General features: G+C 63.7%; 17 protein-coding genes and 1 pseudogene. 9 read left to right on the plus strand and 9 right to left on the minus strand.

Going from position 1 to position 16,906, the window contains the following annotated elements:
• Nucleotides 1-29: 29 nt before the first annotated feature.
• Together IEW02_RS08490 and IEW02_RS08495 are read right to left on the minus strand one after the other, a co-directional pair.
• Nucleotides 30-752 (minus strand): MerR family transcriptional regulator, encoded by a 723-nt coding sequence (locus IEW02_RS08490; protein WP_188544377.1) that lies wholly within the window; start codon nt 750-752, stop codon nt 30-32.
• An 85-nt stretch (nt 753-837) separates the two neighbouring features.
• Complete coding sequence (locus tag IEW02_RS08495) at nt 838-1,524, minus strand: DUF3159 domain-containing protein (protein ID WP_188544378.1); 687 nt, start codon at nt 1,522-1,524, stop codon at nt 838-840.
• 574 nt (nt 1,525-2,098) lie between these two features.
• Here IEW02_RS08495 and IEW02_RS08500 point away from each other — a divergent pair.
• The 3 genes from IEW02_RS08500 (at nt 2,099) to IEW02_RS08510 (ending at nt 4,540) form a co-directional block, all read left to right on the plus strand.
• A complete protein-coding gene (locus tag IEW02_RS08500; protein ID WP_188544379.1) occupies nt 2,099-2,746 on the plus strand; it encodes a TetR/AcrR family transcriptional regulator in 648 nt (215 codons plus the stop codon).
• A gap of 17 nt (nt 2,747-2,763) precedes the next feature.
• A complete protein-coding gene (locus IEW02_RS08505) occupies nt 2,764-3,885 on the plus strand; it encodes an FAD-dependent monooxygenase (RefSeq protein ID WP_188544380.1) in 1,122 nt (373 codons plus the stop codon).
• A gap of 73 nt (nt 3,886-3,958) precedes the next feature.
• The gene (locus IEW02_RS08510; RefSeq protein WP_188544381.1) at nt 3,959-4,540 is read left to right on the plus strand and encodes a DUF1801 domain-containing protein; all 582 of its coding nucleotides are present in this window, start codon (nt 3,959-3,961) and stop codon (nt 4,538-4,540) included.
• A gap of 32 nt (nt 4,541-4,572) precedes the next feature.
• Here IEW02_RS08510 and araB read toward each other — a convergent pair.
• The 5 genes and pseudogenes from araB to IEW02_RS08535 form a co-directional block, all read right to left on the minus strand.
• Nucleotides 4,573-6,237, minus strand: a pseudogene (araB, locus tag IEW02_RS08515) (ribulokinase).
• Between the two features lie 46 nt (nt 6,238-6,283).
• Nucleotides 6,284-7,318 (minus strand): ABC transporter substrate-binding protein, encoded by a 1,035-nt coding sequence (locus IEW02_RS08520; RefSeq protein ID WP_229745898.1) that lies wholly within the window; start codon nt 7,316-7,318, stop codon nt 6,284-6,286.
• A 117-nt stretch (nt 7,319-7,435) separates the two neighbouring features.
• The gene (locus IEW02_RS08525) at nt 7,436-8,764 is read right to left on the minus strand and encodes a replication-associated recombination protein A (protein ID WP_188544382.1); all 1,329 of its coding nucleotides are present in this window, start codon (nt 8,762-8,764) and stop codon (nt 7,436-7,438) included.
• Between the two features lie 70 nt (nt 8,765-8,834).
• Nucleotides 8,835-9,017 (minus strand): hypothetical protein, encoded by a 183-nt coding sequence (locus tag IEW02_RS08530; RefSeq protein WP_188544383.1) that lies wholly within the window; start codon nt 9,015-9,017, stop codon nt 8,835-8,837.
• Between the two features lie 147 nt (nt 9,018-9,164).
• Nucleotides 9,165-9,890 carry an SDR family oxidoreductase gene (locus IEW02_RS08535; protein WP_188544384.1) on the minus strand — a complete coding sequence of 242 codons (726 nt, stop codon included), beginning with the start codon at nt 9,888-9,890 and terminating at the stop codon, nt 9,165-9,167.
• Between the two features lie 116 nt (nt 9,891-10,006).
• Here IEW02_RS08535 and IEW02_RS08540 point away from each other — a divergent pair, with 116 nt between their 5' ends.
• From IEW02_RS08540 to IEW02_RS08555, 4 genes are all read left to right on the plus strand, one after another.
• Nucleotides 10,007-10,423 carry a MerR family transcriptional regulator gene (locus IEW02_RS08540; RefSeq protein WP_188544385.1) on the plus strand — a complete coding sequence of 139 codons (417 nt, stop codon included), beginning with the start codon at nt 10,007-10,009 and terminating at the stop codon, nt 10,421-10,423.
• Between the two features lie 71 nt (nt 10,424-10,494).
• Nucleotides 10,495-10,875, plus strand: a complete 381-nt coding sequence (locus IEW02_RS08545; protein WP_229745899.1) for an SRPBCC family protein — start codon at nt 10,495-10,497, stop codon at nt 10,873-10,875.
• Nucleotides 10,876-10,934: 59 nt separating this feature from the next.
• The gene (locus IEW02_RS08550) at nt 10,935-12,335 is read left to right on the plus strand and encodes a GntP family permease (protein WP_188544386.1); all 1,401 of its coding nucleotides are present in this window, start codon (nt 10,935-10,937) and stop codon (nt 12,333-12,335) included.
• A gap of 94 nt (nt 12,336-12,429) precedes the next feature.
• Nucleotides 12,430-13,116, plus strand: a complete 687-nt coding sequence (locus IEW02_RS08555) for a CDP-alcohol phosphatidyltransferase family protein (protein WP_188544387.1) — start codon at nt 12,430-12,432, stop codon at nt 13,114-13,116.
• Here the strand turns inward: IEW02_RS08555 and IEW02_RS08560 are convergent.
• Together IEW02_RS08560 and IEW02_RS08565 are read right to left on the minus strand one after the other, a co-directional pair.
• The gene (locus IEW02_RS08560) at nt 13,037-13,909 is read right to left on the minus strand and encodes a YihY/virulence factor BrkB family protein (protein WP_188544388.1); all 873 of its coding nucleotides are present in this window, start codon (nt 13,907-13,909) and stop codon (nt 13,037-13,039) included. The genes IEW02_RS08555 and IEW02_RS08560 overlap by 80 nt on opposite strands.
• A gap of 3 nt (nt 13,910-13,912) precedes the next feature.
• Nucleotides 13,913-14,815, minus strand: a complete 903-nt coding sequence (locus IEW02_RS08565) for a LysR family transcriptional regulator (protein WP_188544389.1) — start codon at nt 14,813-14,815, stop codon at nt 13,913-13,915.
• 81 nt (nt 14,816-14,896) lie between these two features.
• Between IEW02_RS08565 and IEW02_RS08570 the strand changes: the two genes are divergently transcribed.
• Together IEW02_RS08570 and IEW02_RS08575 are read left to right on the plus strand one after the other, a co-directional pair.
• Nucleotides 14,897-15,814 carry an alpha/beta hydrolase gene (locus tag IEW02_RS08570; protein WP_229745900.1) on the plus strand — a complete coding sequence of 306 codons (918 nt, stop codon included), beginning with the start codon at nt 14,897-14,899 and terminating at the stop codon, nt 15,812-15,814.
• Entirely contained in the window at nt 15,811-16,884 is a 1,074-nt protein-coding gene (locus IEW02_RS08575) for a quercetin 2,3-dioxygenase (RefSeq protein WP_188544390.1), read from the plus strand. Before IEW02_RS08570 ends, IEW02_RS08575 begins: the two co-directional genes overlap by 4 nt.
• Nucleotides 16,885-16,906: the final 22 nt, after the last annotated feature.

Consider the following 16,906-nt stretch of genomic DNA (forward strand, 5'->3'; position numbering starts at 1 on the left):
GTGCTGGTCTTTGATTCGGTGCTGATGTTTTACTCGGGATCGGTGGCGTTGAGTGCCGCAACCTGTCGCAGCACGTCGCGTTGGGCGGGGTTGTACAGGTCTTCCACGGCGACTGCGAGTGCACGAGTCACCCGTTGTCTGTCGCCGTCGGTTTCGGTGTCGGTGAACAGGGCCGGGAAACGAGCCGCAAGCCGGCGAACGTGCGGGGCCATCCGTTCGGCAAGATCCCGCGTGGACTCGCTGTCGGAATCGGCTGGGAGGTTGTCGAATTCCGCATCGGTAGGTAGCTGCGGAGTGGACCGAAGTAGGTTGCAGTAGGCGTCGAGGGCCGTCGGACTCAGTACCGTGCTGGCGAAGGTGATGAACTGCCGGTCTGCTGTCGTCAGATGGGCTGCAGCGGCTCCGAGTTCGGGTGGCAGATCGGTCGGAAGGGACTCGTGAAGAAGTATCGCGATCTCCAACCGTGCTCGCTGAAGGCGCTCGATCGTCGCGCCGAGTTCAGCATCCAGGGTGCGCAATGCCTGTTCGGGATGATCGCGTCCGTCACCCTGAGCGGCTATGTCGGCCAACGAGAATCCCAGTTCGGTCAGGCGTTTGATCTGCATCAGCCGTACGAGATGCGTGACGCCGTACTGCTTGTAGCCGTTGGATGCACGCTCGGGCTCATCGAGTAGTCCGACATCGTGGTAGTGCCGCACCGACTTGAGGGTGGTGCCGGCGAGATCGGCGATCTGTCGTGTGCTCCAGCCCATCTCTCTCCTCCGGTTTCGATCAGGTCAGAACCAGTGTCGACTGTGACCCAACGGCATAGTCAAGAGTCAACTCGTCCAGCAGCGTCTACGCGGGGTTCGAGTGAACCAACTGCGCTGTGGAGCGGCGGAAGGCCCAGACAGTGACGAGTATTGCCAGTGCGAGCAACGGGGTGCCCATCGCGATCCGGGCGAACGCGAGCCACCCGGTGGCGTCAGTGTCGTACAGCCAGTCTTGGACGACGTAGCGAGCGCCGAACAATACGACGAAGGTCGTCGTCGCGGTGTAGTGGGCGCGGACAACCGAGCGAGAAGATCGCCAGGCGTACTCGTTGCCGTGCAGCGCATTCCACAGCAGTCCGGTCAACGGTCGTCGGGCAAGTATGGAGATCAGCATCAGAGCCGCGCCGCCCAAGCTCAGCCAGATCCCAATGAGGAAATAGCCACCTGCCGACCCGGTCCAGGCGGCGACACCGCCTGCAACGACAACGCCCAATAGTCCGCCACTGGCCTGAGCGATCGGCTCGCCTCGCTTGAGACGAAGAACAGTGACTACCAGAGCGATGGCGATCGCGACGCCGACGGCGATCGGAAGGGCCACCAGAGCGCTGGCGGTGACGAATGCCACGACCGGAATCGCGGTATAGATCATCCCACTGGTTCCGCCTAGGTTGTCGAGCAGAAGCTGTGTGGCATCTACCTTCTCGATGGCCTTGTCATCTTGGACTGTCTGCTGCTCGTGCCCGTCGGCTGATGTCGATTCCGGCATTATCATGGTGCCCTCCTCGTCGATGCTGTGGTTGGCTCGTGCAGTTCTTACTGTCGTCTCGGCGAGAGGTGAACAACAGTGCAGGCAGACATCGGAACCAGTTACAACATCATCTGCGGGCCATGACGAATGTCATGCCCTGTACTCGTGCTCAGGCAAACGCCGTCGGCCATCGTTCGTGATCGTTCAGCGGATCACGGGTGTCACCGCGGTGTCACAGACAGGTACGAACGCTCGTGAATGGGCACGGCCGGCCGCGACCGAAACGCCCCGTTCAGGCGTACTTCTACGACTCATCCCGATCCCCCTCGAACACGTCGGGACTGTCTGTTAATCGAAGGTTTCTGGTTCAAGTCCAGATGGGGGAGCACCAAAAGCCTCTCACCTGTCCAGGTGGGGGGCTTTCGTGCTGTTCGGGACCTGGCGGCGATTTCAGAGCCCCGGTCTCAAGCGGGATGTCCCGCACAGCTGTGCGGCCCTTGTGCCAGATTCCCGTCCAACCGCTACGGGAGTAGGCGCTCCGGCCCCGCATGAAAGCATAAACGTTGGTAGTGCCAAAAGTTGGTGTTACTCTAACTTCATGACCAAGAGCGGAGGCCTTCGCGATCGCAAGAAGGCGCAGACCCGCGAACGCATCGCCGATGCGGCCGCTGCGCTGTTCGCCGAGCGGGGATACGACGCCGTCACCATGTTCGACGTCGCAATGGCTTCGGATGTCTCCGATCAGACTGTGTACAACTACTTCTCGGCTAAACAGGACCTGGTTCTCGATCGGGCCGAGCAATTTCGCGAGATGTATCGCGACGCCGTGCGGCAACGGCGTCCGGGCTGCTCTCCGGCCGCTGCTCTAGGGCCGCTCGTCGAGGCCGATATCGAGCGATACCGACACACCGACCTCGATCTCGCTCGCGGCCAGTTCCCGGCGCAGAGCGTCGAAAGTGGTGTTTTGCGACGATTCACGCTGGAGGAGCGGGAGCGCCAGGTCGAGGTCATGACCGAAGCCGTCGTCGCCACAACGCCAGAGCTGGCGAAGGTCGTTGCACTCTCGCACTGCGCGGCCATAGTCGCTGTCATACAAGCGATTTACGACCAGATCGGGTCGAGTGTGCTGGACCGTTCCCCCCAGAATGCGTCTGCCGACGACATGCTCCGGACCCTCGACGTTGCCTTCTCGAGCCTCGACCGCACGTTCTCGGATGTTCTCTCCACCACCGAAACCTCGAAATAGATCCAAGGAACTCGACTATGAAAAACCTGGACGTACTTGTCTCCGGAGCCGGTTTCGCCGGCCTGACAACGGCCTACTGGTTGAACAAGCAGGGCTACCACGTGACACTCGTGGAGGTGTCCGACGGACTGAAGAAGGGTGGCACCCCTGTCGATATCGTCGACCAGACGGTCGAAATCGTCAGGAGGATGGGAGTATTCGATCTGGTACTCGCACACAGCCTGCCGCCCAGGTCCACCGAGTTCACGACGGCTGAGGACGTGGTCGGGGCCCAGATGGCCCCGGCATCGGCGGACGACGACACCGAGGAGATGCGCTACGAGGTACCGCGAGACGACCTGCTCCGCATACTTTTCGAGCTGATCGAGGACGAGGTAGAAGTAATCTTCGGAGATTCCGTTACCGCCCTGTCGGATGCTGCAAGTGGTGTGCGGGCGCAATTCCGCAGTGGCGCGGAACGTGAGTTCGCGATGGTGATCGGCTGCGACGGAAACCATTCGAGAGTCAGGAAGCTCCAATTCGGGGACGAGTCGCAGTTCAGTCACTTTCTCGGCAACTACTTCGCGATCTCGATCGTGGACAAGTTGATCATCGACAAGAATGTGACCGAAATCTTCAGCGTCCCGGGCAAAACGGTCATGTTGAACTCCTACACCGACAAGACCGACGTTTGCTTCGCTTTCCACTCCGACACCGAAATACCCTACGACTACCGCAATCAGGAGCAGATGCGTCGCATCGTCGCCGAGCAGTTCGAGAACCATGGAGGGCGATCGGCCGTTCTGCTCGACGAACTGGCGAAGGCCGACAACTTCTACTTCGACAAGCTGTGCCAGATCAAGATGCCCCGATGGTCCGATGGAAACATCGTCCTCGTCGGAGACGCCGCCTACTGTGCCTCACCCGCCGCCGGAATGGGCGGATCACTGGCGATCATCGGCGCCACCGCATTTGCAGACGCGCTCGAACAGCATGGACCGAACTTCCAGGCCGCGTTCGACGCGTACGAGAGGAACCTACGGCCGTTCGTCGAAGACGTTCAGGCGCAGGCCGTGGATTTCGGCATTCCCACCTTCTTCCCGGAAACCGCGGATCACATTCGTGCGCGCGACGAGTTTCTCTTCGGCCACGCCTCGTAAGGAGACTGGGCAGCCGTTGTTCGACCGACGGTGTGTGCGATGAGTTTCGCGGCGACATCGTGTCTACAGCATCATGGAAACCGAACGCACCGCCAGCAGCGCTCGGCGTCGAGGGTCGTCCCGCGACGCGAACACCGACCGCACCGAGGAGGCCGGGACGTCCGTGAACGAACCGCCTGCCGATCCTCGCGTCGAGCGAAGGGCGGAGACGACCTCGGACGACGCCGCGGCACTGCCGACCGCCATGACCGGTAAGGCAAGCGCCGCCAAAGCGGCGCTCGGTGATCGACCGGTGTTCGACTACATCCACAGCCTCCCGCAGCCGCAAAGGGACATTGCCGAAGCCGTCGATGCACTCGCGGCCAGCGTCCTGCCGAATCTCACGCGGTCGGTCAAATGGGGCATGGCGTACTACGGCGTCGGTGATGGTTGGTGCTTCAGCTGCGGCGGTTTCGCCGGGCACGTCAAGCTCATGTTCATCAACGGAGCGACTCTCCTCGATCCGGTACCCCCTGTCACCCCGATCGGAATGGGTAAGGCCACGCGGGGTGTGGAGATCCGAACGCTCGCCGATCTCGACGAAGGCCAAGTCCGAAAATGGATGAAGGACATCGCTGCTTCGCCGGGAGTCGGCGGTAAGCGACGAGCGATGTAGCTGGTGGTCACGTCGGAATGGAGCCGGCCAAATTATCTCTCAGCGCCACGCCGAATCGACCTGAGTCGCCGCATGGTGCCGACGTCCCGGCCGAAGTGATCGTGCAGTTCTCGGTAGATCTCGAACAGTGCGTCGTATGCCCGCGAACGGGATTCGTCGGGTAAGTATGCATGGCGCCGCACTTTCCCCATCGACGCAGCAGCGGCGGGCACGTCGGGATAAGACCCGGCCGCGACGGCTGCGTGGATGGCCGATCCCAGCGCCGCCCCTTGCTCGGAGTCGATGACGGACAGTGGCATTCGCAGCACGTCCGCGTAAATTTGCATCAGGAGAGCGTTACGCGTGAGCCCACCTGCGATCACGAGATCCTCCACCGGAACCCCGCTGCCTCGGAAGGCCTCGACGATGACACGGGTACCGAAGGCGGTGGCCTCGAGCAGAGCGCGGTAGGTGTCCTCGGGTGTGGTCGCGAGTGTGGTTCCGACGACGAGTCCCGAAAGCTCGTGATCGACGAGAACGGAGCGATTGCCGTTGTGCCAGTCGAGTGCGACGAGTCCGTGCTCGCCGACGCGCTGGTTGCCGGCCAGTTCGGTGAGGTATTCGTGCACCGATTGTCCCGCAGCAGTGGCGGATTCGCTGTACGACGCGGGAACACCGGTACGTGTGAATCATTCGAAGATGTCGCCGACGCCGCTCTGTCCGGCTTCGTACCCGTAGGAGCCGGCGACGATTCCACCGTCGACCACACCGCACATACCCGGAACGTTCTGCAGTCGATCAGAACTCATCATGTGGCACGTCGAGGTGCCCATGATGGCCACCATGCGACCGTGCTTCACCGCGCCGGCGGCCGGTGCGGTCACATGCGCGTCGACGTTGCCGACCGCCACTGCGATGCCCTCCGGAAGTCCGGTCCACGCCGCCGCCTCGGCGGTCAATCGGCCTGCGCACGAGCCCAACTCACCCAGCGGCTGGTCGAGCTTGTCGACTACGAACGGGCCGAAACCGGGGGACAGTTCGGCGAGGAACTCTTCGGACGGGTAGTGCCCGTCTTGCAGGTTTCCCTTGTATCCTGCCGCGCAGGCGTTCCGTACGTACGTTCCGCACAGCTGCCAGACGATCCAGTCCGACGCCTCGACCCAACGGTCGATCGCGTCGTAGATCTCGCGGTCTTCCTCGTAGATCTGGAGCGCTTTTGCGAACTCCCATTCGGAGGAGATCAGCCCGCCGTAGCGGGGTAGCCACGACTCGTCCCTGAGCGCGGCCAGTTGCGTGATCCGATCCGCTTGCGGTTGCGCGGCATGGTGTTTCCACAGCTTGACGTAGGCGTGCGGCCGGTCGGCGAAACGCGGATCCTCATTGAGGGGAGTTCCGTCCGCATAGGTGGGCACCATCGTGCAGGCGGTGAAATCGGTCCCGATGCCGACGACGTGTTCCGGTGCTACGCCGGACGCGTTCAGTGCCGCCGGAACGGCGATGCGCAGGACGTCGCGGTAGTCCTGAGGGACCTGGAGCGCCCAGGAATCGGGAAGCGGTGCGGAGGTACCGGGCAGTGTCTGCTCGAGAACGCCGTGGGCGTACTCGTGAACAGCATGGGCCACCTCCGTGCCGTCCGAGACGCGCACGACAACGGCTCGGCCCGACAGGGTTCCGAAGTCCACGCCGATCGTGTACCGATCGACACCCGAGTCCACCATGAGTTCATTGTTCTCTCGAGGGCGAGAAACGTCTCGACTATCGAGATCAGGTCAGGGATTCGGTGAGTCCGTCGAGCACGATGGTTGCGGCGGTGGGTCCGGCGTTGAGGTACCACGGATCGTCCTCCACGGTCACGACGTGGTTCTCGAGTGCCGCGCTCATCCCCGTCCACAGCGGATTGGTCGTGGAGGTGTCGCTGGTCGAACCTGATTCGGAGGCCTGGCTGGACGCGAATACCCAGTCCGCGTTGGCCAAGTGCATCTGTTCTTCGCTGAAGTCCTGCGACGTCTTGTCGAACTGCTGGCTTTCCGGACGAGCCAGACCGGCGTCCCAGGCGATGAACCCTGCGAACGACGGCACTCCGAACACCCGTGCGCGGTCGGCGGTGAAGCGCACGAAAGACACTGTGGGAGTGGCGGATGCGACCGAAGCGCCGAGGTCGTGGGCTCTGTCGACGAAATCGTCGACGAACTGCTGGGCTTGATCCGTCCGGCCCAGTGCATCGGCGAGCAGAAGGAAGTCCTGCTTCCAGTTCACGCCGGTCCCCTCGGTGAGAACGGTGGGTGCAATCGCGGACAGCAACGGGTAGTTCTCTTCCGACGCGGCCTTGTTCGCGAGGATGAGATCGGGCTGGATCGTGGCGATGGCTTCGAGGTTCACGTCCTGGCGATTGCCGACGTCGACGAAGGACGCCATCTCATCGTCGTACTGCGGGAACGACCGGGCGACGTAGTCGGGAACCAGCGATGCGCCGTCGCCGTATGCGACACCGGTGGGTACGACACCGAGGGTGAGGACAGCATCGAGTTGGCCGGTGGCGATGACGACGATTTTTCTGGGTTCGGAAGCAATGTCGGTCGAACCAGCGAAATGGGTGACCGTGCGCGGAAATACGGCGTCTGCGACACCGGATCCCATTCCGTCCGGAACGGCGGTCGGGCCGGGTGAGTCGCCGACGGTTTCGGAAGGCGCAGACGCGGCGGACGACGGCGCAGACGAGTTGTCGGCTGCGCTCGAGCAGGCAGAAACCGATAGCGCAGCGAGTACGGCGACGATTGTAGCGAGAAGGGTGCGTTTCACGTCGATCGCTTTCAGGCATGAGTGGTTAGGTAACGCTAAGCTTGCCTGATTCGAGAGAAGGGCGTCCGACCGGGACGTCGTTCTGTGTCCGATGGCACACAACCAAGAGATTCGTCGTCAATCGTCCGAGCGCCGGTCCGACGTCGACCGTAGGCGTAGCTCCGCCCAGTACTCGAGGCGCTTCTTCACGTTCTGCTCGTGCCCGAAGTCGGTGGGTCGATAGAAGATTTCCCGCTCCACGTCGTCCGGGAAATAGTTCGCACCGGAGAAGCCATCAAGGGTATCGGGGTCGTATCGATAGTCCTTCCCGTAACCGATGTCTTTCATCAGTCGGGTCGGTGCGTTCAGGCTGTGCAACGGTGGCGCCAGCGACCCCGTAGCTCGTGCGGCTTTGGTCGCAGCGTTCATGCCCCGATACACAGCAATCGATTTCGGTGACGTCGCGAGGTAGACCACCGCTTGTGCAATCGCGAGCTCGCCTTCAGGCGATCCGAGTCGCTCGTAGACGTCCCATGCGGCCAACGCCTGATGAACCGCCTGTGGGTCGGCGAGTCCGATGTCCTCGTTCGCGAATCGGACCAGCCGGCGTACGACGTAGAGCGGGTCCTCGCCGCCGTCGAGCATCCGGGCCAACCAGTACAAGGCGGCGTCGGGGTCGGAGCCACGCATCGATTTGTGCAGAACCGAGATGAGGTTGTAGTGGCTCTCCTGCGTTTTGTCGTAGATCGGGGCCCGCTTCTGAATCACTTCTGCGAGCCCGGAGACCTGCAACTGCGCATCGCTCGGAGGCAGCGAGTAAAGCTGCTCGACCATGTTGAGAAGGTATCGGCCGTCGCCATCGGCCATGGCAGACAACGCTGCTCGCGCATCGGCATCGACCGGGAGCGGCCGACCTGCGGCGTGTTCGGCCCGTCGCACGAGAGCATCGAGGGCAGGCGCGTCGAGGCGCCGCAGAATCATGACCTGGCATCGGGACAGCAAGGCGCCGTTCAGCTCGAAGCTGGGATTCTCGGTGGTCGCACCGACCAGCACGATCGTGCCGTCTTCGACGTAAGGCAGAAAGCTGTCTTGCTGTGCTCGATTGAACCGGTGGATCTCGTCGACGAAGAGCAACGTGCCCTGCCCGACTTCCCGCCGTTTCTGCGCGGTCGAGAACACCTTGCGTAAGTCTGCGACACCGGCGAACGTCGCAGACAACGGCTCGAAGATCAATTCGGTCCGTTCGGCCAGCAACCGAGCGATGGTCGTCTTACCGCACCCCGGGGGTCCCCACAGAATGATGGACGACAGACGCTGCTGCGAGATCATTCGCCCCAGCGGAGCATCGTCGGACAGCAGATGATCCTGTCCTACAACGTCTTCGAGACGGGTCGGGCGCAGCCGGTCGGCCAACGGGCGCGAGTCGTCGTCGGCCGCTGCGAACAGTGACGGAGGGTCGGTGGTCATCAGGTGGAAGTCTGTCACGGGTCGAGCCGGGGGCCCATCTTCTCGGATCGACCCGGTCCGCCCACGGTCCTTACTGCTTCGGTTGCACGACGTACTGCCCGAAGCTCGAGGGTCGCTGTTCCTGTCGAATGAACCGTGCGCTCGGGAGTGCGGTCAGTAACGACGCCGTGGCCACCGGAGTCTCGACCATGTCGTCGACAGGCTTTCGACCGATTCGGGTGCTCTTGCCTCGCGGGCGCAATGGCTGCGTCATGGTGGTGCCTTCTGCTCGTCTGCGCAGCGGTCTCGCTACTCGAATCCGGGGATTCCCTCGAAACGTTCGACGAAACCTGTCGAGCTTTGATTCGGTGCTGCCGGCTCGGCGGATGTTGTGTGCGCAGCGAGACCCCCGTCGCACCGCTCAGCCGGCACCCAGAAGCTCTGTCATCTGCGCGTAGAACGGAGCCGGGTCGCCGGCGAGAGAGGCCTTCACCATCGCGGTCCAATCGTCGACGATCACTTCGATCGAACCGTCGGCCAGACCGTCGAGGGAGCGGCGCGGCACGTCGCGGGGATCGATCTTCGGCCCGTCGTATCCTGCGGCGATGTCGGTGTCCGCTGCGCCGAGCAGAACGCCCTGGACGAACGTCTCCTGGGACGCGAGTTCCAGACGCACACCGTTCGTCATGTTCCATTCGGCGGCTTTGGCCGACGAATACGCACCGCTGCCGGGAGCTGCGAACCATGACAGCGCGGAGAGAACGTTGACGATCGCGCCTCCGTTCCGGGACGCCAGGACGGGAGCGAATTGGCGGATGACGTCCAACGTGCCCCAGAAGTGCGTGTCCATCTCGCGGTGGATCTCGCTCAGGTCGCCGGTGACGAGCGACGCGCCCGTGGAGACTCCGGCGTTGTTGACCAGGAGGGTGACGTCTGTTGCCGTGGAAGCCGCGGCAACGACCGAATCGTGGTCCAACAGGTCGAGCCGCACGGGATACACCCGGTCGTCGTCGAAGTTCAGGGTCTCCGGGCGGCGGGCCGCCGCATACACCTTGCTCACGCCGCGGTCGAGCAGTTCGAGGACGAACTGGCGGCCGATGCCGCGGTTGGCGCCGGTGACGAAGGCGATGTGGTCGGACACGATCATGGTGCCTTCTTTCGGTAGACGGGGCTCCTTGCCTCGACATCCGCTACCGTAGAACCTGACGTTGACGTCAAGGGCAAGTCCAGTCGACGTAAACGGACTCACAGGGAGGTGCCGGCATGCGAATCGGTGATGTTGCCGACCGCGCAGGAGTAAGCGCCCGCGCGTTGCGCTACTACGAAGAGCAGGGACTGCTCGAGTCCGAACGCACCCCGAGCGGCCAACGGACATACACGGAGGCTGCTGTCGAGCGGGTGAAACTGATCCAGCAGTTCTTTGCTGCCGGACTGTCGAGTCGTATTGTCCTGCAGCTACTTCCGTGCGTCGACAAAGGCGAGTCGTCCCCCGAGATCTTTGCACTCATGGCAACCGAACGCGAACGCATCACCGCCGCGATGGCTGATCTGGCCGCCGCGCGCGACGCACTCGACGAGATGATCGAGATCGCGCACAACCCCACCCCGGAGCACTGCCCTGCACTGCGTGAAACACCCTGGGCGACTTATCGTGCCGACGAGGCCATCGTCGCTGGATGACCCGGACGACGTCCGTCCCGGTGCGTCCCTTGGCTATCGTCGGAGGAATGCGCCTGGGTTTCCGTCACCGAATGCCGACAGTCGACCTCGATATCGCTGCGCCGCCCGAAGCGGTGTGGAAGGTGATCGTCGATCTGCGGGACTGGCCCGTGTGGGGTCCGACTGTGTCGGCGGCCGACCTCGACGACGACGGGCCCCTGAGATCGGGGTCGCGCGGCAAGGTGTGGACTCCGGTCGGGGTGCCTCTTCCCTTCGTGATCACCGAATTCGACGACGGCCGGGCATGGGCGTGGCGCGTTGCCGGAGTACCGGCCACCCGCCACGAGGTGATCCCCACGCGTGAGGGATGCACTCTCAGCTTCGGCGTGCCGATATGGGCTCCGGCGTATTTGCCCGTGATGGCCGTGGCCCTACCGAGGATCGAATTGCTGGCCACGAAGGACGCCGCGTGAGCAGAATGGCTCCTACACGTTTTCGGTGACGGCCGAAGCGGACTCGACAGGAGCGTCGAATGACCACTGGAATCTCCCTTCTGGCCCAGGACGCGCCGACATTGACGGAACCGGTGGCGTCCGGGTTGCAGCTGGTGCTGGCGTTCGTGGTGGGAATCGCCGTGATCGTCGTGCTGATCACGCTGCTCAAACTCCACCCGTTCCTGTCGTTGCTTTTCGGGGCACTGACCGTGGGAATCATTGCGGGCGAGAACGTCCAGACTGTTCTGACCTCGTTCTCGAAGGGATTCGGTGACACCACGGCCAGCGTCGGCATCCTGATCGCCCTGGGTGCGATGTTCGCCAAACTGCTCGCCGACTCCGGAGGCGCCGACGAGATCGTCGACACCATCGTCGGACACGCCTCACCGCGAATGTTGCCGTGGGCCATGGCTCTGGTGGGCGCGATCATCGGGCTGCCCATGTTCTTCGAGATCGGTCTCGTTCTGCTGATCCCGGTCATCTACCTGGTGTCTCGCCGCTCGCAGCTCTCCCTGATCACTGTCGGAATCCCCGCTCTGGCGGGGCTTTCCGCCATGCACGGCTTCGTCCCGCCCCACCCCGGACCCTTGACGGCCATCGGACTGCTCGGGGCCGACCTGGGCGTCACGCTGGCCCTGGGTGTTGTCGTCGCGGTACCGACGATCATCCTGGCGGGACCGCTGTTCGGAAAGCTGGCCGGTAGATGGGTCGTGGTGGACGCACCCGACACCTTCGAGGCGGACGGATTCGCCGACCGGGCGAACAAGCGTCGGCCGTCGTTCGGCATCACCCTGTTCAGCGTTCTGCTGCCGGTGGTGCTGATGCTCGGCAAAGCGTTGGTGGACATCTTCATCGACGACAAGTCGAACGCGGTTCGGCAAGTCTTCGACACCCTCGGCACGCCGCTGATCGCCCTTCTCATCGCCGTCATCGTCGGTTTGTTCACCCTCGGTAAGGGCGCGGGGATGGGCCGCGACGAGGTCACCAAGTGCATCGAGTCGGGTCTGCCGCCGATCGCGGGAATCATCCTGATCGTCGCAGCGGGAGGCGGATTCAAACAGGTGCTGGTGGACACCGGTATCGGCACGCTCCTCGCCCGCTGGGCCGACGGAGCCAACGTGTCGGTATTGGTTCTCGCCTGGGTCATCGCCGTCCTGATCCGACTCGCCACCGGATCTGCCACCGTCGCGACGATCACTGCATCGTCGCTGATCGTTCCGCTGGTTGCCGACATGCCCTCCGGTCAGGTGTCGTTGGTGGTGCTCGCCGTCGGTGCGGGGTCGCTGTTCTTCTCCCACGTCAACGACGCCGGCTTCTGGCTGGTGAATCAGTACTTCCGGCTGACCGTCGGCCAGACCATCAAGACGTGGTCCATCATGGAGACGGTGCTGTCGGTCAGCGGACTGGGCGTCGTCCTGCTGCTCAGTCTCGTGGTCTAGAAAGTTTCCGTCGCCGTTTCGGAATCGAACGGAACGGGCAAACGGACCTCGAGCGCGCTCTTCGGCAGCGACGCGGACGGGTTCGACGAGTGTGATGAAAAGAGCCGAGTATCTGGCGCGGTGGTCCGCGCTGCATGGCGACGCGGACGTCGGCTCACCGCTCCTGCGCGGGTGGCTCACCGTGATGTTCCGGATTGCGTTCCCGTTGGTGCGGCTCAAGGTGTCGCCCAGCGTCGTGACGGCATTCGGTGTGGCCGTGGCTGTCTCCGCAGTGGCGATGACCGCATCGGGAGGCTCCTGGGTGCTACTCGCCGCAGTTGCCGTCCTGCTCGCCTCCGTTTTCGACGGGTTGGACGGCGCCGTCGCGGTGATGCAGCGTAAGGAATCGTCCTTCGGTTACGTGATCGACTCCGTTGCCGACAGGTGTTGCGACCTCATGTTTTTCGCGTGCCTCGCTGTCGTGGGTGCCCCGCTTCCGCTCGTCATCGCAGTGTCGGTGCTGACCATGCTGCAGGAGACGGCGCGAGCACGGGCGACCGCTGCCGGTCTGACGGACATCGCGGTGATCACGGTGTGGGAGCGTCCTTCTCGGGTGATCACCACCATCGTCACGCTGTGCGCGGTGTGGCTCGTGCCGATACACGCTCAGCTGTCGGCCATTATCGGAGCTGTCGTCGGAGCCTTGCTGGCCGTTGTCGGGCTCACGCAGTTTCTGGTTGTCGCCCATCGGGATCTGGTGACGCAGGACCACCGGCCCGCGTCGTCGACAGCTGCAGGGTGAAAGCCCACCCGGCCAGTACCACCGCGTGCAGCAACCACAACCAGAATCCGACGGCGATGACCGCACCGACCACGGTCAATCCGCCGAACGGCCGGCCGAGGTCGTAAGGAATCCAGAGAAACAGCACAAACCCCTGCAGAAAGCCGGCGACCATCGACGACGTCGTCAGGGCGCCGATCACCACCGATCTCCACGACGGCTGCACCGGCGAGACCACGCGGTACACCCAGCCGATCGGAATCGCGAGAACCAACCAGAGAACGACGAGGCCGAACCACACCCGGAACGCGACCGCGGGCACGGAACCACTCCCGGTCGTCGACCACATCCATGCCCCGGCTTCGAGAAGGACGTACAGGAACACCGGTGACAGGACGAGAACGGGAAGAGAGGCAATTCGCCCGCGATAGCCGATGCGCGTCTCCGTCACTCGGGTGTACCGGAGCAGAACGCGCCGGAACCCCTCGCCGTAGTACGTGGCGGGAAAGATGCACACGAGCGCACCCAGCAATCCCAGGTTCGCGCCCGCCTCGGCAACGTCGACCACCAGCGGTTGTGCACCCATGCCGTTGGGAATCAACTGCGACACATCGGTTGCCAGCGTGATCACGTGCTCCTTCGACGTCACGAGCGCGCACGCCCAGAAGCCGAGCAGGAGAAGCGGAACCACGGCGATCGCAGAATAGAAGGTGAGACCGGCGGACAGCAGCGCGAGATCGGTCGAGAACATGCGGCCACGCACGCGGGTGGCGAACCTCGTGAGGTGCGAGAGCGTCGTGCGGGCGGAGTTCACCGCTCAGGTGTGCCCGTTCGGTTCGGCGTCCAACCGGGACCGCGGCGCGGCGCTCGCGATCTCGAGTGCGATCGACTCGAACTCATGGACGGAATCTCCCGTGCTCGACGATCGACGGCAGAGGTAGGTCGTCACGTCGGCGGCGTCGATGATCGGAACGTAGCTGATGCCCGGCCGGGCGTAGGCGCCGGCGGAACCCGAGCCTGCGATGTTCACCCCGACCCCCGCAGCGCACAGTTGCAACACTTCGTCGAAGTTGTTGGCTATGGGCCGAACCCGCGCTGTGACGGTGTCGGGAAACCAATTCCGGCTGCCGAGCGTGTCCCGTATTCCGATGAACGACTCGTCGGCGATGTCCGACATCCGAACCCCGGAGGCGCCCGCGAGGTGGTGCCGATCGTGAACGAGCAGAACGCGGCGTTCGACCCACAGCACAGTCGAGGCAATTCCGTCGACTGCGGGCCGATCGGTCGAGACCACGAGTGCCACGTCGATGTCGTCTCGACGGAGGGCGTCGATCGCGTCGGCGAATCCGATGCTGTGGACCTCCCACGACACTTCGGGGAATCGGTGTACGGCAGTGGACAATGCGGCATCGGTGTGAAGGTTCGGGGCCATGACGCCGATACGTACCAACGAAGTGACTTCACCTGAAGCCCAATCGATCACAGCGTCGAGTGCATCGATCGTCCGCCGAGCGAGGGGAATGAGGGCCACGCCGTCCGCGGTCGGTTCGACCCGCCTCGACGTACGCACGAACAATGGTCGTCCCAGCCTCTTCTCCAAGGTGCTGATCTGCTGACTGAGCGAGGGCGCCGAGATGTGGAGGCCCGCCGCAGCCCGGCCGAAATGTAGTTCGGTGGCCACTGCGAGGAAGTACCGCAGATGCGTCGCGGTGATGTCCACCGGTCGATCATAAGGCTCAGACACATGATGGTTGCGGAAACGGTCCTGGTCCACCGGCCGGAACTCCCGGAGACTGTGACGGTGACGACTTACGAAGGCCTCGTCTACATCGAGCGCGACAGCGGACCGTTGGCGCTGGACCTGGTCACTCCCGACGGCGGCGGACCATGGCCGCTGGTCGTGTTCGTTCACGGCGGCGGATGGATGTCGGGTGACCGCACTCTCGCTCCGAGTTTCGACCAGTACTTCTGTGCTCGCGGCCTTGCCATGGCGAGCGTCTCGTATCGATTCAGCGCCGACGCGTTGTTCCCGGCTCAACTGCACGACGTCCGGTCCGCCGTTCGCTTTCTGCGCGCGAGCGCCGAGGAGTTCGGTCTCGATCCCGATCGTTTCGCGATATGGGGATCGTCCGCCGGTGGTCATCTCGCCGCGCTCACCGGACTGACGTCCGCAACGACGGCGCTGCCGGGGGAGGTGGCCACCGACGGTGACGCGTCGGTGAGCGCCGTGGCCGAATCCTATGGTCCGGCAACGCTCGTCGGAGGTGAGGTTACGGCGCCGGCGTCACTGCCCGGGATGGATACGCCCGCCTCGACACCCGAGGGCCGCCTCCTCGGTGGCGATCCCGTCGATCACCCGGAACTCGCGCACGCCGCGAGTCCGATCCACCAGGTGACAGCGGACGCTCCTCCTTTTCAGATCTCGCACGGCACAGCCGACGTGCTGGTCGGCGACGATCACAGCATCCGACTGCTCGATGCGCTGACGGCAGCCGGTGTCGACGCCGAGCTCTACCTGCTCGACGGCTACCAGCATGGGTTTCTGAATCCGCCGGGACGACCGGACGCACCCGTGTTCGACAGCGGCAGGCTCGCCGCCGAGGGCACCGCCCGTGCACGACGCCTCACCGGCCACGGGTCCACCCGCACGGATGAGCCCGCCGATTTCGGATTCGACGTCATCGGAGACTTCTTCACCCGACACCTAGGAGCATCATGAACACCGCGCCCGACCTCGATGCAATCCACGGGCTGGCTCCTGTGATCGATGCGCTTCCCGGCGAACAGGTTCCGTATGCGGTGGCGAGCGGTGAAGGTCTCAGGTACGAAATCGACAATCAGTTGTGGACCGTCATCGCCCGTGCATCCGACACGGGTGGACTGTTCGACGCGGCGTTCGTGCTCGGACCCCGCGGCGCAGGGTCCGGTTTCCACAGCCTCGCCGACCATCAGCGCTCCTATTACGTCTTCGCCGGACTCGCGCAATTTTGGTTACCGGGCGAGAGCAGAATTCTCGGTGTCGGTGACTCGGTGCACGTTCCGCCGGGAACGCCGGTGGCGTATCGGATGTTGGGCCACCAGACCAAGCTGTTGATGTGGTGCGCGCCGGGTGGCGCACTGGACGCCCTCCATACCTCCGGCGGCGCCGTCGACAGCCGCGTCTACTCTGCCGACGGCAAAGCCGGCGTCGTGGTGACGACGGGACAGGTGCTGGTGCCCGGACCTGCTTTGCTGCAGGATCTTCCGATGATCGCAGCGTCGGACGCGTGGGACGACGTACTGCCGGACGGGGTCGAGGGGTACTTCCTGCGCGCCCATACCGGCGACAATCGGGAGTGGCCGGATTCGATGAATTCCATCGGCGCCCGCGGCCGCAACACCGGCGGCAGGTATTTCTCGGTGCTGACTGCCGGAGCGAAGGCGCCGTACATCCCGCAACACTTTCACCGCTTGCACACCGAGAACTTCTTCTGCCTGTCGGGACGTGTGTGGTTGTACGCCAACGGAACCGAACGACTCCTCACCGAAGGTGACTTCGTTCACGCACCCGCAGGAACCGTGCACAGCTTTGCGTTCGACGCCCACAACACGCGCATGCTGGGCATGCTCACCTCGGACGTCTTCGAACCGTTCTTCGACATCACCGGCGTCGCGACCGAGAATGCGGTCTACACGGAAGGGCTGGTCGACCCGGGTTTCCTGATGAGCAAACTCGGTGATCTTGCTGATCTCGACGTGCAGTTCGTGGGCCCACCTCCCACACGCGTGCAGGCGTCGGATCTGCGCTGATGCGATAGGTCGACCCCGTAGA

The organism is Rhodococcoides trifolii, from assembly GCF_014635345.1.
Classification (GTDB): domain Bacteria; phylum Actinomycetota; class Actinomycetes; order Mycobacteriales; family Mycobacteriaceae; genus Rhodococcoides; species Rhodococcoides trifolii.

Excerpts from the sequence above, each read along its gene's own strand:
- IEW02_RS08550 (WP_188544386.1), top strand. The coding sequence starts at position 10,935 with ATGACCACTGGAATCTCCCTTCTGGCCCAGGACGCGCCGACATTGACG.
- IEW02_RS08490 (WP_188544377.1), bottom strand. The coding sequence starts at position 752 with ATGGGCTGGAGCACACGACAGATCGCCGATCTCGCCGGCACCACCCTC.
- IEW02_RS08525 (WP_188544382.1), bottom strand. The coding sequence starts at position 8,764 with ATGACCACCGACCCTCCGTCACTGTTCGCAGCGGCCGACGACGACTCG.
- IEW02_RS08545 (WP_229745899.1), top strand. The coding sequence starts at position 10,495 with ATGCCGACAGTCGACCTCGATATCGCTGCGCCGCCCGAAGCGGTGTGG.
- IEW02_RS08510 (WP_188544381.1), top strand. The coding sequence starts at position 3,959 with ATGGAAACCGAACGCACCGCCAGCAGCGCTCGGCGTCGAGGGTCGTCC.
- IEW02_RS08535 (WP_188544384.1), bottom strand. The coding sequence starts at position 9,890 with ATGATCGTGTCCGACCACATCGCCTTCGTCACCGGCGCCAACCGCGGC.
- IEW02_RS08530 (WP_188544383.1), bottom strand. The coding sequence starts at position 9,017 with ATGACGCAGCCATTGCGCCCGCGAGGCAAGAGCACCCGAATCGGTCGA.
- IEW02_RS08575 (WP_188544390.1), top strand. The coding sequence starts at position 15,811 with ATGAACACCGCGCCCGACCTCGATGCAATCCACGGGCTGGCTCCTGTG.
- IEW02_RS08495 (WP_188544378.1), bottom strand. The coding sequence starts at position 1,524 with ATGATAATGCCGGAATCGACATCAGCCGACGGGCACGAGCAGCAGACA.
- IEW02_RS08540 (WP_188544385.1), top strand. The coding sequence starts at position 10,007 with ATGCGAATCGGTGATGTTGCCGACCGCGCAGGAGTAAGCGCCCGCGCG.
- IEW02_RS08500 (WP_188544379.1), top strand. The coding sequence starts at position 2,099 with ATGACCAAGAGCGGAGGCCTTCGCGATCGCAAGAAGGCGCAGACCCGC.
- IEW02_RS08505 (WP_188544380.1), top strand. The coding sequence starts at position 2,764 with ATGAAAAACCTGGACGTACTTGTCTCCGGAGCCGGTTTCGCCGGCCTG.
- IEW02_RS08555 (WP_188544387.1), top strand. The coding sequence starts at position 12,430 with ATGAAAAGAGCCGAGTATCTGGCGCGGTGGTCCGCGCTGCATGGCGAC.